19 protein-coding genes and 1 pseudogene are annotated in these 24,504 nt (G+C 61.4%); 8 read left to right on the top strand and 12 right to left on the bottom strand.

The features are described from left to right. The first annotated feature begins 43 nt into the window (after positions 1-43). The 6 genes from benC to EQV90_RS20635 all read left to right on the top strand — a co-directional run bounded on the left by benC (position 44) and on the right by EQV90_RS20635 (position 6,628). Positions 44-1,057 carry a benzoate 1,2-dioxygenase electron transfer component BenC gene (gene benC / locus EQV90_RS20660; protein WP_003446309.1) on the top strand — a complete coding sequence of 338 codons (1,014 nt, stop codon included), beginning with the start codon at positions 44-46 and terminating at the stop codon, positions 1,055-1,057. A 34-nt stretch (positions 1,058-1,091) separates the two neighbouring features. Beyond that, positions 1,092-1,850 carry a 1,6-dihydroxycyclohexa-2,4-diene-1-carboxylate dehydrogenase gene (locus EQV90_RS20655; RefSeq protein WP_003446310.1) on the top strand — a complete coding sequence of 253 codons (759 nt, stop codon included), beginning with the start codon at positions 1,092-1,094 and terminating at the stop codon, positions 1,848-1,850. A 60-nt stretch (positions 1,851-1,910) separates the two neighbouring features. Next, positions 1,911-3,248, top strand: a complete 1,338-nt coding sequence (locus EQV90_RS20650) for an MFS transporter (protein WP_010657217.1) — start codon at positions 1,911-1,913, stop codon at positions 3,246-3,248. Between the two features lie 22 nt (positions 3,249-3,270). Next, positions 3,271-4,209, top strand: a complete 939-nt coding sequence (gene catA, locus EQV90_RS20645) for a catechol 1,2-dioxygenase (protein WP_160627439.1) — start codon at positions 3,271-3,273, stop codon at positions 4,207-4,209. 74 nt (positions 4,210-4,283) lie between these two features. After that, positions 4,284-5,483, top strand: coding sequence for a benzoate/H(+) symporter BenE family transporter (locus EQV90_RS20640; protein WP_240878611.1), 1,200 nt, complete (start codon positions 4,284-4,286; stop codon positions 5,481-5,483). A gap of 170 nt (positions 5,484-5,653) precedes the next feature. Continuing rightward, a complete protein-coding gene (locus EQV90_RS20635) occupies positions 5,654-6,628 on the top strand; it encodes an AraC family transcriptional regulator (RefSeq protein WP_003446329.1) in 975 nt (324 codons plus the stop codon). A gap of 17 nt (positions 6,629-6,645) precedes the next feature. Here the strand turns inward: EQV90_RS20635 and glcF are convergent, their stop codons facing one another. The 7 genes and pseudogenes from glcF to EQV90_RS20600 all read right to left on the bottom strand — a co-directional run bounded on the left by glcF (position 6,646) and on the right by EQV90_RS20600 (position 15,407). Continuing rightward, a complete protein-coding gene (gene glcF, locus EQV90_RS20630; protein WP_240878610.1) occupies positions 6,646-7,863 on the bottom strand; it encodes a glycolate oxidase subunit GlcF in 1,218 nt (405 codons plus the stop codon). A gap of 3 nt (positions 7,864-7,866) precedes the next feature. Beyond that, positions 7,867-8,930, bottom strand: a pseudogene (gene glcE, locus EQV90_RS20625) (glycolate oxidase subunit GlcE). Beyond that, on the bottom strand, positions 8,930-10,429 hold the full coding sequence (gene glcD / locus EQV90_RS20620; protein WP_240878609.1) for a glycolate oxidase subunit GlcD: 1,500 nt from the start codon (positions 10,427-10,429) through the stop codon (positions 8,930-8,932). The pseudogene glcE and the gene glcD overlap by 1 nt, the downstream one beginning before the upstream one ends. 707 nt (positions 10,430-11,136) lie before the next feature. Further along, the gene (gltS, locus tag EQV90_RS20615) at positions 11,137-12,345 is read right to left on the bottom strand and encodes a sodium/glutamate symporter (protein ID WP_010657222.1); all 1,209 of its coding nucleotides are present in this window, start codon (positions 12,343-12,345) and stop codon (positions 11,137-11,139) included. A gap of 357 nt (positions 12,346-12,702) precedes the next feature. After that, positions 12,703-13,242, bottom strand: coding sequence for a DUF1523 family protein (locus EQV90_RS20610; protein WP_003446335.1), 540 nt, complete (start codon positions 13,240-13,242; stop codon positions 12,703-12,705). Positions 13,243-13,467: 225 nt separating this feature from the next. After that, entirely contained in the window at positions 13,468-13,908 is a 441-nt protein-coding gene (locus EQV90_RS20605; protein ID WP_003446337.1) for an EamA family transporter, read from the bottom strand. 272 nt (positions 13,909-14,180) lie between these two features. Next, on the bottom strand, positions 14,181-15,407 hold the full coding sequence (locus tag EQV90_RS20600; RefSeq protein WP_240878608.1) for an acyl-CoA dehydrogenase family protein: 1,227 nt from the start codon (positions 15,405-15,407) through the stop codon (positions 14,181-14,183). A 381-nt stretch (positions 15,408-15,788) separates the two neighbouring features. Between EQV90_RS20600 and EQV90_RS20595 the strand changes: the two genes are divergently transcribed. Both EQV90_RS20595 and EQV90_RS20590 read left to right on the top strand, forming a co-directional pair. Continuing rightward, positions 15,789-17,189, top strand: coding sequence for an LLM class flavin-dependent oxidoreductase (locus EQV90_RS20595; RefSeq protein WP_240878607.1), 1,401 nt, complete (start codon positions 15,789-15,791; stop codon positions 17,187-17,189). A gap of 78 nt (positions 17,190-17,267) precedes the next feature. Further along, positions 17,268-18,704: an FAD/NAD(P)-binding protein gene (locus EQV90_RS20590; protein WP_240878606.1), complete on the top strand. Its 1,437-nt coding sequence runs from the start codon at positions 17,268-17,270 to the stop codon at positions 18,702-18,704. A gap of 131 nt (positions 18,705-18,835) precedes the next feature. Here EQV90_RS20590 and mgrA read toward each other — a convergent pair whose 3' ends face one another. From mgrA to msuE, 5 genes are all read right to left on the bottom strand, one after another. Continuing rightward, positions 18,836-19,873 (bottom strand): L-glyceraldehyde 3-phosphate reductase, encoded by a 1,038-nt coding sequence (mgrA, locus tag EQV90_RS20585; protein ID WP_003446361.1) that lies wholly within the window; start codon positions 19,871-19,873, stop codon positions 18,836-18,838. A 31-nt stretch (positions 19,874-19,904) separates the two neighbouring features. Beyond that, positions 19,905-21,005, bottom strand: a complete 1,101-nt coding sequence (locus tag EQV90_RS20580; RefSeq protein ID WP_202210542.1) for a sigma-54 dependent transcriptional regulator — start codon at positions 21,003-21,005, stop codon at positions 19,905-19,907. 8 nt (positions 21,006-21,013) lie between these two features. Next, positions 21,014-22,201 carry an acyl-CoA dehydrogenase family protein gene (locus EQV90_RS20575; RefSeq protein WP_161720217.1) on the bottom strand — a complete coding sequence of 396 codons (1,188 nt, stop codon included), beginning with the start codon at positions 22,199-22,201 and terminating at the stop codon, positions 21,014-21,016. Positions 22,202-22,391: 190 nt separating this feature from the next. Next, a complete protein-coding gene (ssuD, locus tag EQV90_RS20570; RefSeq protein ID WP_240878605.1) occupies positions 22,392-23,531 on the bottom strand; it encodes an FMNH2-dependent alkanesulfonate monooxygenase in 1,140 nt (379 codons plus the stop codon). A gap of 10 nt (positions 23,532-23,541) precedes the next feature. Further along, positions 23,542-24,105: an FMN reductase gene (msuE, locus tag EQV90_RS20565; protein WP_003446376.1), complete on the bottom strand. Its 564-nt coding sequence runs from the start codon at positions 24,103-24,105 to the stop codon at positions 23,542-23,544. Positions 24,106-24,504 lie beyond the last annotated feature (399 nt).

The raw sequence follows: 24,504 nt of genomic DNA, 5'->3' as shown, positions 1-24,504 counted from the left end.
CCCGCCAAGCGTGCGGGGGGAGTGCAGTCATGCGAGGTATGCCATGAGCCACAAGATTGCCCTGAATTTCGAAGACGGCGTGACCCGTTTTATCGACGCGAGCGCCAGCGAAACCGTGGCTGACGCAGCGTACCGCCAGGGGATAAACATTCCCCTGGACTGCCGTGACGGTGCCTGCGGTACCTGCAAATGCTTCGCCGAATCCGGTGAATATGACCTGGGTGAGGAATACATCGACGATGCCCTGACCGCCGCCGAGGCCGCTGAAGGTTTTGTCCTGACCTGCCAGATGCGCGCCAGGGGTGACTGCGTGGTGCACATCCCGACGTCATCGGATGTATGCAAAACCCGCCAGTCCTCCTATGAAGGCGCCATCGAGGAAGTGCGGCGCCTGTCAGACAGCACCCTGTCGTTGTCGATTCAGGGGGCCGGGCTGGCTGACCTGACATTCTTGCCGGGTCAGTACGTAAACCTGCAGGTGCCGGGCAGTGATCAGACCCGTGCCTACTCTTTCAGCTCGGTGCAGAAAGACGGGCGTGTCAGCTTCCTGATTCGCAATGTCCCCGGCGGCCTGATGAGCCATTTTCTCACCGAGCTGGCCAGGGTCGGCGACCACATGAGCCTGGCCGGCCCCCTGGGCAGCTTTTACCTGCGCCCGATCAAGCGGCCCTTGCTGTTGCTGGCCGGCGGTACCGGTCTGGCGCCGTTTACGGCCATGCTCGAGACCATCGCGCAAAAGGGCAGTGAGCATCCACTGCACCTGATCTATGGCGTGACCAACGATTTCGATCTGGTGGAAATCGACCGCTTGCAAGCCCTGGCAGCGAGCATTCCCAACTTCACCTTCAGTGCCTGCGTGGCCAACCCGCAGAGCGCATGGCCGCAAAAGGGCTATGTCACCCAGCACATTGCCCCGGAGCATCTGAATGGCGGTGATGTGGATATTTATCTGTGCGGACCGCCGCCGATGGTTGAAGCCGTGAGCCAGTACATCCGCGAGCAGGGCATTTCCCCCGCCAACTTCTACTACGAAAAATTCGCCGCCAGCGCTGCTTGAACACGCGGCTAGGACAACGGGTCTGGAGATCATCATGAGCATGAGATTCAAGGATAAAGTCGCGCTGGTCACCGGCGCGGCGCAAGGCATAGGCCGCGCGGTGGTGGAACGCTTGCTGCTGGAAGGGGCCAGGGTCGTTGCGGTTGACCGCAGCGAGCTGGTGCATGAACTGGCACCCCAAGCCCTGACGCTGACCGCAGACCTGGAGCGCTATGAAGATTGCCAGCAGGTGATGGACCGGGCCGTCGAGCACTTCGGCAGGCTGGATATTCTGGTCAATAACGTAGGCGGCACTATCTGGGCCAAACCCTTCGAATATTATCTGCACGCGGAGATCGAGGCGGAGGTGCGGCGCTCGCTGTTTCCGACCCTTTGGTGCTGTCACAGCGCGCTGCCGCATATGCTGGAACAAGGCAGCGGTGTGATCGTCAATGTGTCCTCGATCGCCACCCGCGGGGTCAACCGTGTGCCCTATGGCGCAGCCAAGGGCGGGGTGAATGCACTGACCGCCTGCCTGGCCTTTGAAACCGCCGGGCGCGGTGTGCGGGTCAATGCCACCGCCCCCGGTGGCACAGATGCACCGCCGCGCCGGATTCCGCGCAACAGTGCTGCCGCCACCGAGCAAGAGCAACAGTGGTACTCGCAGATCGTCGAGCAGACCAAGGACAGTAGCTTGATGAAACGCTATGGTTCGATCGACGAACAGGTGGGGGCCATCCTGTTCCTGGCGTCCGATGACGCGTCCTATATCACCGGCGTTACCTTGCCCGTAGGCGGTGGCGACCTGGGCTGAGCCCGATACACAGCGGTACCCGAAACACAGGCGCCCAATAACAACAAGAGAATAAAAGCCATGGGAACTCTGGATGTTCATGCAATTGTCGACAATGCCCGGTTTGGCCGATTCCACTGGATGGTCATGTTGTGGTGCGCTCTGCTGCTGATTTTTGATGGTTATGACCTGTTCATCTACGGCGTGGTATTGCCGGTGATCATGCAGGAGTGGGGGCTGACGCCACTGCAGGCCGGGGCGCTGGGCAGTTATGCCTTGTTCGGCATGATGTTCGGCGCACTGGTGTTCGGCAGTCTGGCGGATCGCATCGGGCGCAAGAAAGGCATCGCGATCTGCTTTGTCCTGTTCAGTGTCGCGACCATCATCAATGGCTTTGCCAGTACGCCCACCGAGTTTGCAGTCTGGCGCTTTATAGCCGGCCTTGGCTGCGGTGGCTTGATGCCGAATGTGGTTGCGCTGATGAATGAATATGCACCCAAACGCATGCGCAGCACCCTGGTGGCCGTGATGTTCAGCGGCTACTCCCTGGGCGGCCTGATTTGTGCCGGCGCCGGAATTTACATGTTGCCCGCCTTCGGCTGGCAGTCGATGTTTTTGCTGGCGACGTTACCGTTGCTGTTGCTGCCGCTGATTCTTTATTACATGCCCGAATCCATTGGTTTTCTGGTGCGCCAAGGGCGTGATGAACAAGCCCGGGCACTGTTGCAGCGCCTGCAGCCAGGCCTTGTGATTGCTGCGGGTGACAGGCTGCTGGTTGATGACCGCAAGCAGGCAGCGGCGTCGGTGCTGGAGCTTTTTCGCGAAGGCCGGGCGGTGCGGACAGTGGCGATCTGGGTGGCATTTTTCTGTTGTCTGCTGATGGTCTATGCGCTCAGTTCCTGGCTGCCGAAGTTGATGGCCAGCGCCGGTTACAGCCTGGGCTCGAGCCTGTCGTTTCTGGTGGCACTGAACCTGGGGGGCATGCTGGGTGCCATCAGTGGCGGCTGGCTTGGTGATCGGCTGAACCTGACGAAAGTCATGGTCGTCTACTTCCTGATCGCCGCTGCGGCCATCAGTCTGCTGGGCTTCAACAGCCCGACGCCGCTGCTGTACCTGCTGATAGGTGTGGCGGGCGCTACCACCATCGGCACGCAAATCCTGTTGTACGCCGGTGCCGCCCAGCTCTATGGCCTGTCCATCCGCTCCACTGGCCTGGGCTGGGCCTCGGGCATCGGCCGTAACGGTGCGATTGTCGGGCCGGTGCTGGGCGGGCTGTTAATGGGCCTGGGCCTGCCGCTGCACCTGAACTTTGTCGCCTTTGCCATCCCCGGCGTGGTGGCTGCGCTGGCCATGGCGGTCTTTGCTGTCAGCGCCAGACGGCGCACGTGTGCCCCTGCGTTGCCGGCCCGGGCAATATAAATCAATAAAAGAGGTAGTCAGAATGACCGTGAAAATTTCCCAGACCCCTGAGCTCCAGGCCTTTTTCAAGGAGGTCAGCGGTACGGGCAACGACCAGGGCAGCCCGCGGGCCAAACAGTTGCTGCTGCGCCTGGTGAACGAGGTGGCGCGGATCGTCGAAGACCTGGAAGTGACGGATGACGAGTTCTGGGCGGCGGTGGATTATCTCAATCGCCTGGGTGCCCGTAGCGAGGCCGGGCTGCTGGTCGCCGGTCTTGGTGTCGAGCATTTTCTCGATCTATTGCAAGACGCCAAAGACGCCAGTGCCGGATACGTCGGCGGAACCCCGCGCACCATCGAAGGACCGCTGTACGTGGCCGGGGCGCCGATCAGTCAGGGCGAGGCGAGGCTCGACGATGGCAGCGAAGATGGGGTGGCGACGGTACTGTTTCTCGAGGGTGTGGTGCGCGATACCGACGGTAATCCGGTCCCGGGGGCGATTGTCGATCTCTGGCATGCCAACACCCGGGGTACCTATTCGTACTTCGACTCCAGCCAGTCGGAGTACAACCTGCGCCGACGCATCGTCACCGATGCCCAGGGCCGCTATCGCGCGCGCTCCATTGTGCCGTCCGGCTACGGCTGCAACCCGGCCGGCCCGACCCAGGAGTGTCTGGACCTGCTCGGACGCCACGGCCAGCGCCCGGCGCATATCCACTACTTCATCTCGGCTGCGGGCTACCGGCACCTGACCACCCAGATCAATCTGTCAGGGGACAAGTACCTGTGGGATGACTTTGCTTTCGCCACCCGCGACGGCCTGGTCGGCCAGGTGGTGTTTGTCGACGACCAGGCAGCTGCCCGCAACCGGGGAGTGGATGGCCGTCATGCAGAGCTTGAGTTCGACTTCCAGTTGCAGCCGGCCGCCAGTCCGTGCGGCGAGCAGCGCAGCCAGCGTCCGCGGGTGTTGCAGGACAGCTGAGACCACGCCGAATGCTTATCCCGGGCCGGGTGAGGGTGCGCCGGCACTCAAATCCCGGCGACCATGAGGTAGCTATGCCAACTCTGTTTCGCGACCTGTCATTGTCGGCAGTGATTGCCGGGTTTATCGCAACATTGATTTCCTACGCGGGCCCGCTGGTTATCATTTTCCATGCTGCTGAGCAGGCGCATCTGTCAGACGTTGAGTTGTCGTCGTGGGTCTGGGCGATTTCCATCGGCTCGGCAGTGCTCGGCGCTTTCCTGTCCCTCAAGTACAAAGTTCCGGTGGTGGTGGCCTGGTCGATTCCAGGCTCGGCGCTGCTGGTGACGGCGTTGCCCCAGATCGGCCTGAATCAGGCCGTGGGTGCCTACCTGGTGGCGAACCTGTTGCTGTGGGTAATAGGTTACAGCGCTGTGTTCGATAAATTGCTGGCCCATCTGCCGGGGTCGATTGCTGCCGGGATGCAGGCCGGCATTCTGTTCAGCTTCGGTATTCAAACCTTTCGCTCGGCACCTGAGGCGCCGCTGTTGATCGGCGCGATGTTTCTGACCTATATCGGTTTTCGCAAGCTGTGGCCCCGCTATGCAGTGGCGGCTGTGCTGGTGGTAGGGGCGGGCATTGCCCTGATCAGTGGCGAGTTTCGGGGCGAGGCCCTGGTGTTCGCGTGGGCGACGCCGCAATGGATAGTGCCCGAGTTCAGCCTGTCTGCCACTTTGAGTCTGGCGTTACCCATGCTGCTGGTGGCCCTGACCGGGCAGTTCATGCCCGGTATAGCCGTCCTGCGCGGCGCCGGCTATACCACGCCGGCAAGCCCGTTGATCACTGCCAGTGCCCTGGTCGGTGCAATACTGGCCCCTTTCGGCTGTCACGGGCTCAACCTTGCCGCAGTGACTGCCAGCCTGTGCACCGGGCGCGAAGCCCATGAGAATCCCCGCAAGCGCTACGTCGCAGCGCTGTCGGGCAGTTTGTTGTACCTGTTACTGGGCATGGCAGGGGCAACAGTGGTGTCGGTATTCGCAGCCTTTCCCCAGGCTTTGATCGCGGGCCTGGCGGGCCTGGCGTTGTATGGCGCGATCAATGATGCTCTGGTACGCAGCGTGTCAGATGCCAAGGACCGTGATGCCGGCCTGTTCACCTTTCTGGTGACCGCATCGGGGGTTTCTTTTCTGGGTTTGTCAGCCCCTTTCTGGGGCTTGCTGCTGGGGTTGACGGTGCATGTGGTGATGCTCAAACGGCGGCCGGTCAGTGTGTGCGCAACATCCACCGAGGGTTAGCCTGGGTGCTTGTACAGCCCGGCAGGCTGTTCGAATACCTTTGAGGTATCGTGCCGAACCTTATTTGTATTGGTATTAAGACGGATCCTGGTCGAGAATCCCGAGGCCTGCTTGTAACTGTCACATTTGTACTGCGCCTGATTGATAAAAATAATATAAGAGTGACCGCCATGAATATGCCCCTGCTAAGCGAACGCAGTGAGGTGTTCAAGAACGCCGACCCCCATGCGGTATCCGGCTATGTGAATCAGCATGTCGGCAGCCATTGTATTCACCTGCCGCGCAAAGCCACTGCCCAGGCGCACTTGAATCACCGCAAGTTTGCCAGCCTGGACCTGTGCCGGATCAGCTATGGCTCCAGCGTGCGTGTGGTATCCGATGCGCTGGAGGACATCTTCCATCTGCAGGTTCTGCTGCGCGGTGACTGCCTGTGGCGTGGCCCTAACGGGGTACACCATCTGGTGCCGGGGGAGCTGTTGCTGATCAACCCCGATGATCCGGTAGACCTGACGTATTCCCATGACTGCGAAAAATTCATCCTGAAAGTGCCGAGCAGGCTGCTGGAGCAGATCTGCCAGGAGCAGCGCTGGCTTTACCCGGGCGAAGGCATCCGTTTTCTGCAACAGCGCTATGCACTGGATCAACTGCAAGCCTTTGTGCCCTTGCTGGCCACCATCTGCACCGAAGCCGAGGACGGTGCTGCGCTGGCCCGGGTTCAGGAGCATTACGCCCATATAGTTGCCAGCAAGATGTTGACCCTGATGCGCAATAACGTGCGGCGCGAGCACCTGGCCTGTTCCAGCAGCACCTTCGAGCGACTGGTGAATTACATCACTTGCAACCTGCAGCAAGACATCAGTGTCCAGAGCCTGGCCGATCAGGCGCAACTGAGCGTGCGCTCGTTGTACGCCCTGTTCGAGAAGCACATGTGCACCACGCCGCAACGTTTTATCCGTGAGCAGAAACTGCTACGGATCCAGGCGTGCCTGGCCGATCCCAGCTGCAACGTGCGCAGCGTCACCGAGCTGGCCCTGGATTATGGTTTTGTCCACCTGGGGCGATTTGCCGAACAGTATCGCCGGCAGTTCGCCGAGTTGCCTTCCGACACCTTGAAGCGCCGGATGCAGGCAATGGCCCTGGCTTGATGCCGGGCCCGAGCGGCTCAACCCGGGGTGTCATCCAGCAGTTCGATCCAGTGCCGGACAGGGGTACGGCCGGCGCCGTCGAGGTGGCTCTGGCAGCCGATGTTGGCGCTGACGATGAGCTGCGGCTGGCCGCTCTCCAGGGCGTTGAGCCGGTTGTCACGCAGCTGGCGCGACAGTTCGGGCTGGGTCAGCGAATAGGTACCCGCCGAGCCGCAACACATATGGCTGTCCGGGACCGGCGTAAGGTTGAAACCCAGGCCGGTCAGTAGCTGTTCGACCGCACCGCCGAGTTTTTGTCCGTGCTGCAAGGTGCAGGGGCAATGGACGGCGATGGACGTTGTAGCCTTGACCCCGAGTTGCTCCAGGGGCTCGTCACGCAGCACCTCCACCAGATCCCTGGCCAGGGCGCTGACCTGTGCGGCCCTGGCGGCATAGGCCGGATCGTGGCGCAGCAAATGCCCGTAATCCTTGATGAAGGCGCCGCAGCCGCTGGCCGTCTGGACTATGGCTTCGGCACCGTTTTCGATACCCGGCCACCAGGCGTCGATATTGCGTCGGGCACGATTGAGTCCCGCCTCTTGAGCATTCAAGTGATAGTCCACGGCACCGCAGCATCCGGCCTGGCTGATCGGCGTAACGCTGATGTGCAGGCGGTCCAGTACCCGGGCCGCAGCGGCATTGGTATTGGGGGCCAGGCTCGGCTGCACGCAGCCTTCGAGCATCAGCACCTGACGCCGGTGCCGGGTCGCGGGGCGCAACCCGGCCGGGCGCACGCTGCGCGGCAGCTTGGCCTGGAGCACCTCGGGTAACAGGGCCCGAAAGACTTCGCCGGTATTGATCACCGCTTTGAACAGCCCGGGGTTTGGCACCATTCCCAGCAGACTTTTGCGCAGCAGACGCTGGCCCAGTGGGCGCGGTACGGCCGCGTCGACCACCGCGCGGCCGATATCCAGCAGTTTGTGGTAATCCACTCCGGACGGGCAGGTGGTTTCGCAGTTGCGGCACGACAGACAGCGATCCAGGTGCAGCTGGGTCCTGGCCGTGGGCGCATGGCCTTCCAGCACTTGCTTGATCAGGTAGATGCGCCCGCGCGGGCCATCCAGCTCATCACCGAGCAATTGATAGGTGGGGCAGGTGGCGTTGCAGAAGCCGCAATGCACGCAGCTGCGCAGAATGCTTTCGGCCTCTGCTGCCCGTGGCAGCAGTGCGGCCTGCTCGCTGAGGAGGGTCTGCATGGTTCAAAACTCCGCGTACATTCGGCCCGGGTTGAAGATCCCTTGCGGGTCCAGTTGCGCCTTGAGCTGGCGGTGATAGCGCAGCAACGCGGCGGGCAATGGTTGAAAGGGGCTGTCGATCAGACCGTGGCTGTAACAGGTGGCATGGCCGCCGGCCTTTTGGGCAATAGCGCGAATGACCCCGGCATCGGCGTCGGACTTCAGCCACAGCTGGGCGCCGGCCCAATCGACCAGTTGTGCGCCAGGCAAATCAAGGGCGCCGCTGTTGTTGGGCACTGACAAGCGCCACAGCGGCGGGCCAACGTCGAAAAAGGCCAACTGCTGTTCATTCAGGTCGTTCCAGAAACCGGGGTCCAGCGCTTCGCCGCCGAGGCGTTCATGGGCAGCCGCCACCGATCCTTCGCCACCTTCCAGACGCAGGTGCAGGCGCTGCCCGTCATGGCAGGCGGCGCTGACAGGCAGGGGCTGCTGGCCCCATCGGGCAAGATTTTCCAGTGCCCGGGCGCGATCCATCTCCAGCGAAACACTGAAGCAGCGTCGGGGTTTTGGCAGCACTTTCAACGACACTTCGGTGATCAGCCCAAGGCAGCCGTAACTGCCCGTCAGCAAGCGCGACAGATCGTAACCGGCAACGTTCTTCATCACCTCGCCGCCGAAGCGCAGGTGTTTGCCCAGACCGGTGATCACCCGGGTGCCGAGGACGAAGTCGCGCACCGAGCCGGACCAGGGCCGGCGCGGGCCCGACAGGCCGGTAGCGACCATGCCGCCGACTGTGGCCCCGGGCCGAAGGACGGCGGTTCACAGGGCAGCATCTGCCCGGCTGCGGCCAGGGTTGCGGACAACTCAGCCAGAGGGGTGCCGGCGCGGACGGTGATCACCAGCTCGGTGGGGTCGTAACTGACAATGCCGCGATGGCTGCGGGTATCGAGGACTTCACCGGCCACCGCACGCCCGAGAAACGCCTTGCTGTTGGAGCCCTGGATCAGCAATGGCGTGGCATTGGCCAGCGCCCGGTTGACCTGCTCCAGCAACGCCTGGCTGTCATCGACACTGTGTTCGGCATCCATCAAAAACGCTCCAGTTCAGGGAAGGGCAACTGGCCCATGTGCACATGCATGGCCCCGAACTCGGCGCAGCGCTGCAGGGTCGGGATATTTTTTCCGGGATTGAGCAGGCCCCGCGGGTCGAATGCGGCCTTGACCCCGTGGAACAGGGTTAGCTCATCGCTGTTGAACTGGGCACACATCTGATTGATTTTTTCACGGCCAACCCCGTGCTCGCCGGTGATGCTGCCGCCGACCTTGACGCACAGTTCAAGGATTTTGCCCCCCAGGGCCTCGGCCCGGTCCAGCTCGCCGGGCTGATTGGCATCGAACAGGATCAGCGGGTGCATATTGCCGTCGCCGGCGTGAAACACGTTGGCGACCCGCAGCCCGTACTCCCCGGCCAGGGTGGCGATCTCCTTGAGCACGGCGGGCAGTGCGCGGCGGGGAATGGTGCCGTCCATGCAGTAGTAGTCCGGGGATAACCGGCCCACTGCCGGAAACGCATTTTTGCGTCCGGCCCAGAAGCGCACCCGCTCGGCTTCGTCGCGGGCCAGACGCACCTCGGTGGCACCGGCCAGTTGCAGAACCCTGCGCACCCGCTCGCAATCGTCATGTACATCGGCTTCGACGCCGTCCAGCTCGCACAGCAGAATGGCCTGGGCGTCTACCGGATACCCGGCGTGAATGAAATCTTCAGCGGCCCGGATCGCCAGGTTGTCCATCATCTCCAGGCCCGCGGGAATGATGCCCTCGGCAATGATCCGGGCCACTGCAAGCCCGGCTTTTTCCACGCAGTCGAAAGCTGCCAGCAGTACCTTGGCAACTTGCGGCCTGGGCAGCAGTTTGACCGTGACCTCAGTGATGATCCCGAGCATGCCTTCGGAGCCGGTGAATAGCGCCAGCAAGTCGAAACCGGGGGCGTCGAGGGCGTCAGAACCCAGACTCAGGTGTTCCCCTTCGACGGTAAGAATCTCGACCCTGAGCAGGTTGTGTACGGTCAGTCCGTACTTCAGGCAATGCACGCCACCGGCGTTTTCGGCCACGTTGCCGCCGATGGAGCAGGCGATCTGGGAAGACGGGTCCGGCGCGTAGTACAAACCTGTAGCGGCGGCCGCCTGGGAGATTGCCAGGTTGCGCACCCCGGGCTGAACCCGGGCACTGCGGGCGGCGGGATCAATGTGCAGAATGCGGTTGAAGCGCGCCATCACCAGCAACACGCCTTTTTCCAGCGGTAATGCACCACCGGAAAGCCCGGTGCCGGCGCCCCGTGCGACCACCGGCACCCGGCGCTGATGGCAGAGTTCGAGCAGGCCCTGTACCTGCTCAACGGTACGCGGCAGTGCCACCAGCATCGGCGTGGTGCGGTAGGCCGACAGACCGTCGCACTCGTAGGGCTTGAGATCTTCTACCTGGTGCAGGAGATCCAGATCGGGCAAGCGTTGCTGCAGAGCCTGTAGCAGCGAATCTTTATCGACGGCGGGTAGATAACCGTCAACGCGTTCGTCGTAGAGAATATTCATCGGCGATCAAGGTCCCCTGGTTGTTTTTATTGGAGGCCTGTTCACGGGAACAGTTGCCTGCATCATTGGCTCCAGGTGGCCTGCTGTCCATGTGTTGCGCGTCGGATGCAGCGTTTTTTTAAAATTCCAATTTAATACTCATATTATTCAGTCGGTTGCTGATGTCGCCCGCAGGTCTCAAGGAACGCGCTCAGCAAAGGGGCGGTGGCGGATCCGGACGGGCTCGCCGCCATGACCACGAGGTCCTGCCGGTCACGCGACGCGCGCCAATGATCGCTGCACTGTTACAGGCACTCAGTCCGCGCTCGGTTTCGAATGGGCTGATGTCAGGGTATGACCTGCAAAAAAACACCCGCGTTACAGAATTGCCCTGTAGCAGGGGATGAAACGGGAACAATCTAAAGTGTGATGCTTATATAAGGCGGCGGGATATAAATTATAAAGGGCGGTGCAATCTCTCGAAGTTGAGAGTTTCACCTCTTTATGGGGATGGTTTTGTCGAAGGATTATTATATTTAATAAAACACCTGCGCAACTTTCAGTCAGGGCGACAAGTTGATGTAAAGGGCAGGGTATTGAAGACTGCAAGTTGCGATCGACCGCAACAACTGTCGATCGCAAAAAGGTTTATTTGTTGTTGCGCTGCCCCGGGTGCCTTTATGGCCGGGCAGTCCGGGCACTGACAGAGCAGGCCCGGTAGCGGTGGATCAGGAGCCGGCGCCGAGGAACGGCAGCAACAGGTACAGCTTGATCACGATGACGTTAATGATGTCGATGAAGAACGCCCCCACCATTGGCACCACCAGAAAGGCTATCTGCGAAGGACCGTAGCGCTGTGTCACCGCCTGCATGTTGGCGATGGCCGTCGGTGTGGCACCCAGGCCGAAGCCACAGTGGCCTGCCGCCAGAACTGCAGCATCGTAGTTACTGCCCATGACCCTGAAGGTCACGAAAATGGCGTACAGGGCCATGACCAGGGTCTGTGCCACCAGCAGGATGAAAATAGGCAATGCCAGGGCTGCCAGATCCCAAAGTTTGAGCGACATCAAGGCGATGGCCAGGAACAGCGACAGGCTGACGTTGCCCAGGACCGAGACTTCACGCTCGAACACTTGATACAGGCCCAGTGCAGAAAGGCCGTTGCGCAAGATCACGCCCACAAACAGGACGCAGACGAAGGTCGGCAGCTCGAAAGCCGTGCCCTGCAGCAGGCCGTTGAGGAGGTTGCCGCCCAGCAGGCTGACGGAGATCAGCGCCAGGGTTTCGATAAAGGAAAACGGCGTGATCGAACGCTCTTCGTTGGGTTGCTCGAAGCCTTTTGGCAGTTGCACTTCTTCGTGGGTAAGGCCGGGGGTCTTGACCCGTTTGATCAGCAGACGGGCGACGGGTCCGCCGATCAGGCCACCCAGCACCAGGCCAAAGGTTGCAGAGGCCATTGCCAGTTCCGAAGCGGAGGCCAGGCCGTATTGCTCGGTGAATGTCGCGCCCCATGCCGCCCCTGTACCGTGGCCGCCGGACAAGGTTACGGAGCCGGTCAGCAGGCCCATCAGGGGGTCGAGCCCCAAAGCCGTGGCCAGACCGATGCCCATGGCGTTCTGGACCACTAAAAGTCCGGTCACCACCAGCAGGAACACGCTTACCACGCGTCCGCCTTTTTTAAGACTGGCGAAGTCCGCATTCAGGCCGATCGTGGCGAAGAACGCCAACATCAAAGGCATCTGCAGTGAAGTATCAAACCGCACTTCAACGTCGAACAGGCGCAAAGTCAGGAGCAGCAAGGCAACGACCAGGCCCCCGGCAACGGGTTCAGGAATATTGTAGGTACGCAAAAATCCGACGCGGGAAACAAGCCCGCGTCCCAGCAACAGCACCAAAGAGGCAGCCACCAGCGTTCCATAAAAATCAAGCTGAAACATCGAGGCATTCCTATTATTAGTTCAGAAGCAGACTGTCCCTTGCCAGCTTGCAGAGCGGACTGAGTGGCCTCAGCCCTGATTGATTCGAAGTACCGGCAGCCGTCACTGGCCTGCCAGTTAAATTGAAGCGCGGGATAGTAGAGGAGTCAGCGTAGTTCTGAGGCAACTTAAGTCAAACAAAATGTTTCTATGTTGCGAGTCGCGGATCGCTATGCCGGATCAATAATCCTGCGGCTGTTACCGAACTAACTATGGCGTTGGTTTACGGCCTGTTATCAGCTGGCCCGTTGGCTGTTTTCAGGCCCCCCGCCACAGGGGGCCTGAAACTTGTCAGTTGCAGCGGGCGAACGGGCAGGATCAGTGCGCCGGCACCTGATTGCGGCGCTTGAAGCGACGTCGTAGCGAGACCGCGATAAAAATCACCACCAGGGTCAAACCGCCCAGAAATATCGTATTGAACCAGGGGAAGGGTTCAGTGCGGCTGGTGGTGGACTCAATGGCCGTGATATTCGGGAACACCGAGAGGATCTTGATCCGCCATCCGTAATAGCGAATAAGCGCCAGCTGCTCGGCATCACGGGAGTAACCCTGGGCCTTGGCCTGGATGTCCGCAGAGTCGAACTTGAAATACCAGGGGAACGACCAGCCGGTGTCCTCGTTGCGATAGACCATGACATTCTTGGTATCAGGGTTTTCGGTATTGATGAAATACACATCCCGGGTCGGACCGTCAGCCGGGTTCTCAGCGTTGATGACGCCATTGTGATCGACCCGCTTGACTTCAACCCCGGTGACCATCACCACGTCGTGTTGCGGTAGAAAGTAGAACAGTCCCAGCGCCACTGCGCCCACGGCGAGCAGGGCCAGGCCCAGAATGATGCTCTTGAGCCACTTCATGCGATAACCCTGTACATAGTGTTGATTCCTGATTGCTGTTGATTGACCGTAGAGCGCCATAAACCTTGCTGATGCCGCCAAAGGCAGTGATCGATCCTGCAGGAATGCCGGGCAAGCCCTGATTTGCGCGGAACCTTATCGCAGTCTGGGCCAGGGACTACAAGTTCCGCGGATGCCTCTTACATAATTTGTATCAGTTTAGACCGTCAAGCCCGGTTCGGGGTGCTACCGGCGCCACGCCAGCAATACCACGCCGGTGGTGATCAGGCTGATACCCGCCCATTGCCGCAGGTCGAGCTTTTCGCCCAGCAGGGTCACGCCCAGTACCGCCACAATCACCACACTGAGTTTGTCCACGGGCGCGACCAGGGACGCCTGGCCCAGTTGCAGGGCGCGGTAATAGCAAAGCCAGGAGGCGCCTGTGGCCAGGCCGGACAACACCAAAAACACATAGCTGCGGGTCGAGATTGAGCCCAGTGACTGATACTGGCCGGTGGCATAGACGATCAAGCCCAGGCTCACCAGGACCACGATGGTGCGGATAAACGTGGCGAAGTCGGAATTGATCCCGGTGATGCCGATTTTTCCAAAAATGGCGGTCATGGCGGCGAACACCGCCGAGAGCAATGCCCAGAAGGTCCAGGATGAAAAGAAAGACGAGCCCATAGGGTCAGCCTGTGTGATGAATTGAGGTGGGGTGAGCATACGCCAGCTTTCAGTGCCCCGGGACAACGCCAGCAGAGGTTCACGGGCAGCGGCTGACATGTTTGCCGCGGCCAGCCGAGAGGCTTCCCTGCGCGGTAGTGGACAGGATAGTGATCACCTGTGGGGTATGGCGCCTTGGTTGGCACCGGACACAAGGTACGAGATGAAACCTGGCGCAGACTGAGGAACAGCCCTGCAGGAGCGAGCTGGCTCCTGCAGTCGGAGGAGGGGGCTTATCCTGCCTTCAGGCTATTACCGATCTGCCACACATACAGCGGCTCGGTAGCGTTGATTGTCCAGTCGCCGACAATCCGCGCCTTGTAAATCCAGGGGTTGTGCGAGGCCGCGGTGCGGGCGTTGCGCCAGTGACGGTCCAGTGACTTGCTGACGCTGACACCCGAAGCGCCCAGGGCATTGAACAGGTCAGTGGCCGCTCGCAGAATCAGCTCCGAGACCACCACCTGGGCTTTTGCAGTTTCAATCTCGGCGTCGATATTGGCCTGGCGCTCGAGTGCCTGATCGTGGCCAAACCGCGCGACATAAGCCCGCTGCAGCGGCCCGGCGCAGCGCAGGGTCGCGGCTTCGGCTGCGTATACCTGGGCGGATATCTGTCCCACAACCTGCTGGATTTGCGCATCGCCGCGGGTGGTGTCGGCAGTGCCATGGCTGAACACCCGTTTGCGCTCGCGTATCTCTTGCGTCACATCGCGTTCTATCGCACGGCCGATGCCGGCCAGCACGGCCAGGAGTACCAGCTGGTAAAAGGCGGTCTGGTATTTGAAGCGGGTTTCGAAGGGGATCAGGTGCTCGGCAGGCAGCGGCACGTCCACATACACCGAGGTGCCGCTGCCGGTGGTGCGCTGGCCGAAGCCGTCCCAGTCGTCGCTGTGGGTGACGCCGGGGTGGCGGGCATCTACCACCGCGATGACATCAGCGCCGTTGTCCGAGCGCCGGGCATACACATCAATCCAGTCGGCGAAGATACTGCCGGTGCTGTAGTACTTGGCGCCGTTAAGCACAAAGCCGGCTGCCTGCGGGCTGACTTTGGTGATGACTTCGCCCAGCTTGACCGAGCCCACTTCGGTCCAGCCATTACCCACCAGCTCGCCTGCCACGAAACGTGCGAACCAGGCATCCCGGGCCGGACCTGGCGGTGCATTGAGGCGATCTTCGACAAATGCAAAGTGGGCACGCAGTGCTTGAGGGATATTGGAGTCAGCTTCGGCCAGCTCGATCAGCAGCTCAAACAGCTGGGGCACCGAAGCACCGGCCCCGCCGTGTTCGACCGGCACCCGCACCGCGCCAAAACCGGCCTGCTTGAGTAACAGGATGGATTCACGGGGCAGGTCACGGCCCTGTTCACGCACGACGTTGCCGGTGGCGATTTGCCGAAACAGCGGGCGGAAGCGATTGGCCAGGGTTTCGTAGTCGGTGCCCTGGGACAGAGGTGAGACGGTCATGGCAGTACTCCTGAAGAAAAAGATTCCTGCCTGGGGGATTGCATAGTCTGTGCCGTTTGCCCGGGCCTTTAAAAACGTCCCATGTGCACAGCGAACTGCCTGCCAGCCAACAGCGCTGCCACAACCTGTACCCAAATCGCACAGCCGCAATCCGTAGTCGCTGACGAGTCACGAGGCTGCGATCGGCAGCGAAGCTGTCGTTGATCCTGGCCCCAGGTTTATCAGCTCTATTGAGTACCCAGGTTTTGCGACTGCTGCGCCGCCATATGCCTCATCAGCGACTGCAAGACAGGTGTTGACGGCACGCCCTGTGCAATAGCGACTGCAATGATTTCCATTGTCGCAACGGCGTTGCAGCGCCGCAGTTTCAGGAGTAATTCGATGTCCCGCGAAATCCGTCTCAACGCTTTTGACATGAACTGTGTCGGCCACCAGTCCCCCGGCCTGTGGGCGCATCCCCGTGACCGTTCATGGCAGTACAAGGACCTCGAATACTGGACCGATCTGGCGAAAATCCTCGAGCGAGGCAAGTTCGACGGGCTGTTTATCGCCGATGTGCTGGGTATCTATGACGTCTACCGCGGTAACGGTGATGCTGCCATCCGCCAGGGCGCCCAGGTGCCGGTCAATGATCCGTTGCAGCTGATTCCACCGATGGCGCTGGTGACCGAGCACCTGGGGTTCGGCCTTACCGCTTCGCTGTCATTCGAGCACCCGTATCCCTTCGCCCGCCGCCTGTCGACCCTCGACCACCTGACCAAGGGCCGTGCCGGCTGGAACATAGTCACCTCCTATCTGGAAAGCGGCGCCAGGAACATCGGCCAGCAAGCACTGACCGAGCACGATGCGCGCTACGACTATGCCGAGGAGTACCTGCAAGTTTGCTACAAGCTGTGGGAAGGCAGCTGGGAGGAGGGGGCGATCTTGCGCGATCGCGAGCGGCGGGTATTCAGCGACCCGAGCAAGATTCATGAGATCCGCCATGTCGGCAAACACTTCCAGGTGCCGGGTATTCACCTGTGCGAACCCTCGCCCCAGCGCACGCCTCTGCTGTATCAGGCCGGCGCTTCCAGTCGTGGCCGCCAGTTTGCTGCCGAGCAGGCCGAATGCGTGTTTGTCGCCGCGCCGTCCAAGGTCTTGCTGAAAAAAACTGTCAGCGATATCCGTCGGCGTGCTGCCGAGGCGGGCCGCGATCCGGCAAAAATCCTGATCTTCAACTTGCAAACGGTGATCCTCGGCGAAACCGATGCCCTGGCCAAAGCCAAGTTTGAAGAATACAAAAGCTATGTCAGCTACGAAGGCGCGATGGCCTTGATCTCGGGCTGGACCGGTATCGACTTCAGCCAGTTCAAGCCCGATCAGGCGCTTGAAAACGTGCCCACCAATGCGATCAAATCGGCGGTGGAAACCTTCTCCAGCGCTGATCCAGATACCCTCTGGACCCCCAATGCACTGGCCGACTGGGTGGGTATCGGCGGCTTTGGCCCGCTGTTCGTCGGCGGCCCTGAAACCGTGGCCGACCTGCTTGAAGAATGGGTCGAAGAGACCGGGGTCGACGGCTTCAATCTGGCCTATGCGGTGACCCACGAGACCTTTATTGATGCCGTGGAGTTGCTGGTTCCGGAGTTGCAAAAACGTGGTGTTTACAAAAAGGAATACACCAAGGGCACCTTGCGCGAGAAGCTGTTCGGCGAAGGCCCGCGCCTGGCGGACGGGCATCCGGGGGCGGCCTGGCGCAACCTCGGTGAATTGAACCGCGCCCGACAAAAAGAGCGCGCCTGAGTCGCAACGCTGGACACCGCAGGATCTGCAGAAGATCCTGCCGGTCGAACTGTAAAAACCCCAAAGCGAGTGAATACCATGAGCGAGCCACAAGCCGGACAGGCAACCCCTGCCATCCGCGAGGCCGATGTCTTGATTGTTGGCGGTGGCCTGAGCGGCACCCTGTTGGCCATGCAACTGCTGCGCTTGCCAGGTGCCCGGCGCATCGTGCTGGTGGAGCCCCGGCCCGAGCTGGGACGTGGCGAAGCCTACAGTGCGACGCAACTGGGGCACACCCTGAACGGCAATGCGGCGCGCATGAGCGTCGAGCCGGACGATCCCGATGACCTGACCCGCTGGCTTGAAGCGCACATCGCCGCTGGTGGCTGGCCGGAGTCCGATCAACAGCATGTAGCGGTGGCCGAGCTGTTCCCGCCACGGGGGCTGTTCGGGCTGTATGCCCAGCAGAAACTGGCGCAGGCACAGCAAATCGGAGCCGCGGCAGGTTCAACCCTGACCCACGTCCTTGATGCCGTGGTGGACCTGCAAACCCATGAACAGGGGGTCACAGTGACCCTTGGCGACGGTGGCCAATGGCAAGCCGCTGCAGCTGTGCTGGCCACCGGAATGTTCCCGGCCGCGCGTACCGCCCAGCGCCAGTCCAGCGGGCTCAATGCCGCTGCCCTGGACCCCTGGGATGTTGCAGCCTTGCGTGGTTTGCCGGTGGATGCGCGGGTGCTGATCATCGGCTCCGGGCTGACCATGGTCGATGCCCTGGAGACCTTGCATCAGGCCGGGCATCGCGGTCCGATCCAGGTCTACTCGCGCCACGGGCTACTGCCCCAGGTTCGACGCCAGCCGCCGGTTTGGGAAGACTTTCTGACCCTGGCACCACAGCTGCGCAGCCCCCTGCAATTGTTCCGTGAACTGCGCCGCCAATGTCGTTTGGCACAGGCCCGGGATATCGACTGGCAAGCACCGCTGGATACGGTACGGGTGCATATAGGCAGGCTCTGGAACCAGGCCAGCGATGCGCAACGGCGTCAGTTTGTACGCCATGTGCGGCCCTGGTGGGAAAGTCATCACCACCGTTCGCCACCCCAGGGCAATGCGTTACTGCAACGCCTGCTCAGTGAAGGCCGCCTGACGATTACCGCAGCCTCCCTGCAAGGGGTGGACGCGGTGGGCGGTCGGCCACGGATTCGTCTGCGCTACCGGGGGCAGGCTGAATCGGTATGGGTCGAAGGTGACGGGCTGATCAACTCCACCGGCATCGAGTACGACTGGCGCCGGGTGGATAAACCGCTGCCGGTACAGCTGTTGCGACGTGGGCTGGTGCAGCCCGGAAATCTGGGGTTGGGGATTGCTGCCGATGCTTCAGGTGCCGTGCTGGATGCGGCATCACAGCCTGCGCCACGGCTGTTTGCCATGGGCCCGCCATTGCGCGGAATGTGGTGGGAAAGCACTGCGGTGACCGACGTTGCCTTGCAGGCCAAGGCTCTGGCAGAGCGGTTGGCCAGGCAAGCTCGCCTGTAGGAGCGAGCTTGCTCGCGAGCTTCTCAAGAAGGCCGCGTTCATTCGGTCAGCAATATAGGCTCGATAAAAAGCTCGCGAGCAAGCGCCTACAGGGTTTTATGTTGAAGGTTACAGAACCTGTGGGCGCCTGGTTATTCGGCCAGCGAGGGCTTCTGCCAGAGGTTGATCCCGCCTTCCTGGGCGAAGCGGTCGATCTCGGCCAGTTCCAGCTCGCTGAAGCTCAGGTTCTGCAACGCCGCGACGTTCTCGATGATTTGCTCCGGCCGGCTGGCACCTATCAGCGCCGAGGTCACCCGCGGATCGCGCAATGTCCAGGCCAGCGCCATCTGGGCCAGGCTTTGGCCGCGGCGTTTGGCGATCTCGTTCAGTGCACGCACATGGGCGATATTGGCGTCGGACAGATGCGAGGCTTGCAGCGAGCCACCCCCCGGACGATTGACCCGTGCATCGGCCGGTACCCCGTTGAGGTACTTGTCGGTCAGCAGCCCCTGAGCCAGCGGAGTAAAGGCAATCACGCCGGTGCCCAGCTCCTCGGTGGTGTCCAGCAGGTCCTTTTCAACCCAGCGATTAAGCAGGTTGTACGCCGGCTGGTGGATCAGCAACGGCACTTTCCACTCTTTGAGCAAGGCCGCCATTTCGCGGGTTTTTACCCCGGAATACGAGGAGATCCCGATGTACAGCGCCTTGCCCTGTTGCACTGCGGTGGCCAGGGCGCTGGCGGTTTCTTCCAGTGGCGTGTCGGGATCGAAGCGGTGCGAGTAGAAGATGTCGACATAGTCCAGCCCCAGGCGCTGCAGGCTCTGATCCAGGCTGGCCAGTACGTACTTGCGCGAACCGCCGCCCTGGCCGTACGGGCCGGGCCACATGTCCCAGCCGGCTTTACTGGAGATAATCAGCTCGTCACGGTAGTGCTTGAAGTCTTCGCGCAATAAACGGCCAAAGTTGATCTCGGCACTGCCGTAGGGCGGGCCGTAGTTGTTGGCCAGGTCAAAGTGGTTGATGCCCAGGTCGAAGGCAGTACGCAACAGCGCGCGCTGGGTGTCGATCGGCGTGCTGTCGCCAAAGTTGTGCCACAGGCCCAAAGACAGTGCTGGTAGCAGCAGCCCGCTGCGACCGGTACGGCGATAAGGGATGGATTGATAGCGGTTTTCGGCAGCGATATAAGTCATCGAATCCTCATGGGGCAGGTGTTTGGACAGGTCAGATGCACAGGTTTAGCATTCTTTCGCTTTGCGGTGTGTCATTGGGCCGGCGTTTGTTGACCGCCAGTTCGCCGATGTTGATCAGTCGGGAGCGGGTGATGTTGCGGCTCAGGCCCAGCAGTTTGGCGGTGTGGACCTGATTGTAGTGACAGAAGCGGTAGGCAGCGCGGAACAGAACCTCCTCGACTTTCTCGTGCAGGGCTGCGGGGTGTTCTTCAAAGAGTTGCTGGAAGGCCCGCTCCAGCAGGGCTTCGGCAGATTTGTCGGTGCCGGCGGGCTCCTCCTGGCGTTCGATGCGCATATTGGACAGGCGCAAATCGCCACTCTGGATCAGGCCGTCGCGGCAGATCAACAGCGTGTGATGGATCACGTTTTCCAGCTCGCGGATGTTGCCCGGCCAGCCATAGCCCTGCAGCTTGCTTTGCGCTGCAGGACTTAGCCGTACCTCACCGTAGCCCAGGCGTTTGCTGTAGGCCTCGATAAAGTGCCGGATCAACGGCAGGATGTCGCCGGGCCGCTCGCGCAACGGGCTCAGCTCAAGGCTTACCACGTCCAGGCGATAAAACAGGTCCTCACGAAAATGCCCGGCATTAATCGCCTTTTCCAGCTGCACGTTGGTGGCCGCCAGCACCCGCACGTCGATGGGTATGCTTTTACGCGACCCCAGGCGCACCACCTCGCGCTCCTGCAGCACCCGCAGCAGCTTGACCTGGATGGCCATCGGCAAATCACCGATTTCATCGAGGAACAGGGTGCCGCCGTCAGCTTCTTCGAACCAGCCGGCCTTGGCACTGAGCGCGCCGGTGAAGGCGCCTTTCTCGTGCCCAAACAGCTCCGCTTCCACCAGTGACTCCGAAAACGCGCCGCAGTTGACCGCAATGAACGGCCGGTTACGGCGTGCGCTCAGGTTGTGAAGATGGCGGGCGACCAGTTCTTTGCCGGTTCCGGTTTCACCAATGATCAGTACGCTGGCTTCGCTGGGGGCGACTTGCTGCAAATGGGCCAGCAACGCTCTGGATTTCGGGTCTTCGAATACTTGCGCGGTGGCGCGGATCGACGTTGCCAGGGCGGGTGAGGGCGGTAGCGTCAAAAGCTGCATAGGCTTCTCTAGGAATAGAAAGTGGGAGTAGGCAGGTTCTGGTTCAGTGCCCAGTCGCCCAATTCTTGAAGCTTGTAATCCAGCGGATCGTGCAGGCTTTGGGTACGCAGGTTGCGCCAGTGCCGGTCCAGACCTACAGCGGCGTGGGTGGCGCGGGCGCCGGTGACTTCAAAAACCTTGCTGCACAGCTCCAGCCCGTGGCGGTGGGCGGCGACTTTGGCGGTGGCGATGGCGACGGCCACCTGTCCGCGCTCCTGTTCGCTGAGCCTGGGACCCTTGGCCCAGGCCTTGTCCAGTTGCGCGGCGGCGTGCTCGACCAGCAGCCGGGCACTTTCCAGGCCCACCCAGAAATCGCCGTAGTGCCCCAGTACATAGGGGTCCTGATGGTTTTGCGCGGCGCCGGATTTAAACCAGGGGCGGGTTTCACCGAGGGTGTACTGGCGTGCCTCTTCGAACGCGCCCTGAGCGATGCCGAGAAAAATGTTGGCGAAATGCAGCTGTGCAATCAGAGGCCGCAGGCAGGCGAACGGGGTGCTCAAAGGCCCCGGATCGAGCAGCAAGTCCGACTCTTCGACCCGTACCCGCTCGAAGGTGGCACTGCCACTGTCGGTCTGGCGCTGGCCCATGTTGTCCCAGTCGCCATGCAAGGTAATGCCGGTACGTGCGCTGGGAATGGCGGCGATCAACAGCTTGCCACCGGCGGCCTCATCCACCGCCGAGGCGATCAGCATCTGCGAGTCGCTGGCGCCGGAGCAGAAACTTTTTTTACCGGAGAATTCGCGCCAGCTGCCGAAATTGCGCACGGTGGTGCGGGTGTCCAGCGGGTTGAGGGCGTTGCCCCAAAACCAGTTCTGGCGGGCGGTCAGTTCGAACCAGGGCTGCCATTGCTCGGGGCGTGCGAACAGCCGGACAGTGGCGAGCATCAAGTGATGAAAGCCCAATACGTGGGCAATGGAACTGTCGACCCGGGCGAACTCGCGCACCACCTCAAAGGTATCGCTCCAGCTGGCGCCGAGGCCGCCGAACTGGCGGGGAATACTCATGGCCAGCAGGCCGCTGGCGCGCAGGGCATCCCGTTGCGCAATGGGCGTACCGCCACGCTCGTCGCGTTCGACCGCGCTGTGGGCGAACTCGCTGGCCAGCGCCCGGGCGGTGTGCAGCGGGGTAAGTGCTGCGTCTTGTAGATGGGCTGTCACGGGTTATGGCCTCCATTCAAAAAATCCTGCCGCTGTGCCGCTGTGCCGCTGTGTTTCTGTAGGAGCGAGCTTGCTCGCGAGCCGTTTGGGGCGGTTTTATATCTGCGGCGCTGTTGTGAAGAGCTCGCGAGGCAAGCTCGCTCCTACACAGCAAGCTCGCTCCTACAGTTGGTTCGATACAGGGCAGGCCTCAGGCTTTGGCCGGCAGGACGTCGTTGGCGATCATTTCGCCAAAGGGGCCGGTCAGATTGGTGATGCCGCGTCCAGCCAGGCTGGCATACGGCTCGGGCAACAAGGGGAATACCAGCTCGGCAAAGCGGTAGGCCTCTTCCAGATGCGGATAGCCGGAGAAGATGAAGCTCTCGATCCCCAGGTCGGCGTACTCCTTGATCCGCGCTGCCACCTGTTGCGGGTTGCCCACCAGTGCAGTACCGGCGCCACCGCGCACCAGGCCGACACCGGCCCACAGGTTGGGGGCGATTTGCAGGTTGTCGCGACGGCCGTCATGCAGCGCGGCCATACGCCGCTGGCCTTCAGAATCAAAGCGCGAGAAGGACTTCTGGGCGGCGGCAATGGTCTCGTCGCTGATGTGTTCGATCAGTTTGTCAGCCGCTGCCCAGGCTTGCTGTTCGGTCTCGCGCACGATGACATGCAGGCGGATACCGAAGCGCAGGGTACGGCCCTGGCGGGCAGCACGCTGGCGTACATCGGCCAGTTTTTCGGCCACGGCCGCCGGTGGTTCGCCCCAGGTCAGGTACACGTCGACCTGTTCGGCAGCCAGTTCGTGGGCGGCTTCGGAAGAGCCGCCGAAATACAGCGGCGGATAGGGTTTCTGCACGGGCGGGTAGAGCGCCTTGGCGTTCTGTACGCGCAGGTGCTTGCCTTCGAAATCCACAGCTTCGCCTTGCAGGACCCGGCGCCAGATTTTCAGGAATTCGTCGGTGACTTCATAGCGCTCGCTGTGATCGAGGAAGCTGCCGTCGCCACGGTTTTCATCCGGGTCGCCGCCAGTCACCACATTGATCAGCAGGCGCCCGCCGGACAGCCGGTCCAGGGTTGCGGCCATGCGTGCCGAGACCGTCGGCGAAATGATCCCCGGGCGGATGGCCACCAGATAACGTAAACGCTCGGTCAGCGGCACCAGTGCCGAGGCGATCACCCACGAGTCTTCGCACGAGCGGCCGGTGGGGATCAGCACCCCGTGGTAGCCCAGATCGTCGGCCGCCTGGGCCACCTGTTTCAGGTAGTTGAGGGTGACCGGGCGGGCGCCCTGGGCGGTACCCAGGTAATGGCCGTCGCCGTGGGTGGGAAGAAACCAGAACACATCCATGACAGAGTCCTTAAGCGATTTTCAGCAGGTTCCTGGCAGACACGCCGAACAACGGCGCGGCACGTTCTGCAGCAAGGCGGATGCGAGTCTTCAAGGGCTCACTGGTTATCTGGTAATTGGCAAAATCGGATTCGACGGCATACACCCCGATCGGCAGGGTCAGTGCCTGAAAGAAACCGAACAGCGGCCGCAACTGGTGTTCGAGCACCAGGGCGTGGCGCTCACTGCCGCCGGTGGCGGCCAGCAACACCGGGGTATCGATCAGGCCGTTGATATCCACCAGATCGAACAGGTGCTTGAGCAGCCCCGGGTAGGAGCCGCGATAGACCGGTGTCGCAACAATCAGCAGGTCGGCGTTCTCGATGGCCCGGATCTGTGCTTCGACCTCGGGGCCAAGCTCCTGGCGTGACAGGGCGCCGCCCAATTGCCGGGCGATATCGCCCAGCTCAATCAAGTGACTTTCGAGGGTAAGCCGGGTTTTCAGTTCGTCGAGAATCGCCTCGGCCAGCACCAGGGTGCGTGAAGGGCTGAATGCTCCCCCGGAAACGACGACGACTTGCAGCGCTTGAGACATGGTTGATCCTTGGCTGTTGGGCAGCGGACTGTGGACAGGTAATACCCTTGAGCAAACTCCGTACCAACAGACAAAGCCCCTGAATGCGGGGGTTGGCGCATCGGCTGCTGTTTTTGGGGCAGGTGTTTGCTGATCCACTGTTGGCTGGGCAACAGTTCCTGCAGGCCCGACGGCTGGATCCGGGCATAAACATTGGCCATAACTATCCCCTTTTGGCCTGCCTCCCACTGTGATGCGCCAGGGTTGTCGGCAAGAATCAAAAGCACCCGCCCTCTAAGGAAACTCTGAAAAGGACTTCCAAATCTGGTGAAATACGCCTGTCCCACGAACTGAACGGTTGAGCCCCGATGAAGCAAATGTCTTTCGCTGATGCCGAGTACGCAGGCAAACGTAAGCAGA

Source organism: Pseudomonas sp. TMW22089 (genome assembly GCF_022496645.1).
Lineage (GTDB): Bacteria > Pseudomonadota > Gammaproteobacteria > Pseudomonadales > Pseudomonadaceae > Aquipseudomonas > Aquipseudomonas paraversuta.
This window is presented reverse-complemented; position numbering and strand designations above follow the sequence as displayed.

Bases quoted from the DNA above. Each gene is read 5' to 3' on its own strand.
- benC (WP_003446309.1), top strand. From the start codon at position 44: ATGAGCCACAAGATTGCCCTGAATTTCGAAGACGGCGTGACCCGTTTT.
- EQV90_RS20655 (WP_003446310.1), top strand. From the start codon at position 1,092: ATGAGCATGAGATTCAAGGATAAAGTCGCGCTGGTCACCGGCGCGGCG.
- EQV90_RS20650 (WP_010657217.1), top strand. From the start codon at position 1,911: ATGGGAACTCTGGATGTTCATGCAATTGTCGACAATGCCCGGTTTGGC.
- catA (WP_160627439.1), top strand. From the start codon at position 3,271: ATGACCGTGAAAATTTCCCAGACCCCTGAGCTCCAGGCCTTTTTCAAG.
- EQV90_RS20640 (WP_240878611.1), top strand. From the start codon at position 4,284: ATGCCAACTCTGTTTCGCGACCTGTCATTGTCGGCAGTGATTGCCGGG.
- EQV90_RS20635 (WP_003446329.1), top strand. From the start codon at position 5,654: ATGAATATGCCCCTGCTAAGCGAACGCAGTGAGGTGTTCAAGAACGCC.
- glcF (WP_240878610.1), bottom strand. From the start codon at position 7,863: ATGCAGACCCTCCTCAGCGAGCAGGCCGCACTGCTGCCACGGGCAGCA.
- glcD (WP_240878609.1), bottom strand. From the start codon at position 10,429: ATGAATATTCTCTACGACGAACGCGTTGACGGTTATCTACCCGCCGTC.
- gltS (WP_010657222.1), bottom strand. From the start codon at position 12,345: ATGTTTCAGCTTGATTTTTATGGAACGCTGGTGGCTGCCTCTTTGGTG.
- EQV90_RS20610 (WP_003446335.1), bottom strand. From the start codon at position 13,242: ATGAAGTGGCTCAAGAGCATCATTCTGGGCCTGGCCCTGCTCGCCGTG.
- EQV90_RS20605 (WP_003446337.1), bottom strand. From the start codon at position 13,908: ATGGGCTCGTCTTTCTTTTCATCCTGGACCTTCTGGGCATTGCTCTCG.
- EQV90_RS20600 (WP_240878608.1), bottom strand. From the start codon at position 15,407: ATGACCGTCTCACCTCTGTCCCAGGGCACCGACTACGAAACCCTGGCC.
- EQV90_RS20595 (WP_240878607.1), top strand. From the start codon at position 15,789: ATGTCCCGCGAAATCCGTCTCAACGCTTTTGACATGAACTGTGTCGGC.
- EQV90_RS20590 (WP_240878606.1), top strand. From the start codon at position 17,268: ATGAGCGAGCCACAAGCCGGACAGGCAACCCCTGCCATCCGCGAGGCC.
- mgrA (WP_003446361.1), bottom strand. From the start codon at position 19,873: ATGACTTATATCGCTGCCGAAAACCGCTATCAATCCATCCCTTATCGC.
- EQV90_RS20580 (WP_202210542.1), bottom strand. From the start codon at position 21,005: ATGCAGCTTTTGACGCTACCGCCCTCACCCGCCCTGGCAACGTCGATC.
- ssuD (WP_240878605.1), bottom strand. From the start codon at position 23,531: ATGGATGTGTTCTGGTTTCTTCCCACCCACGGCGACGGCCATTACCTG.
- msuE (WP_003446376.1), bottom strand. From the start codon at position 24,105: ATGTCTCAAGCGCTGCAAGTCGTCGTCGTTTCCGGGGGAGCATTCAGC.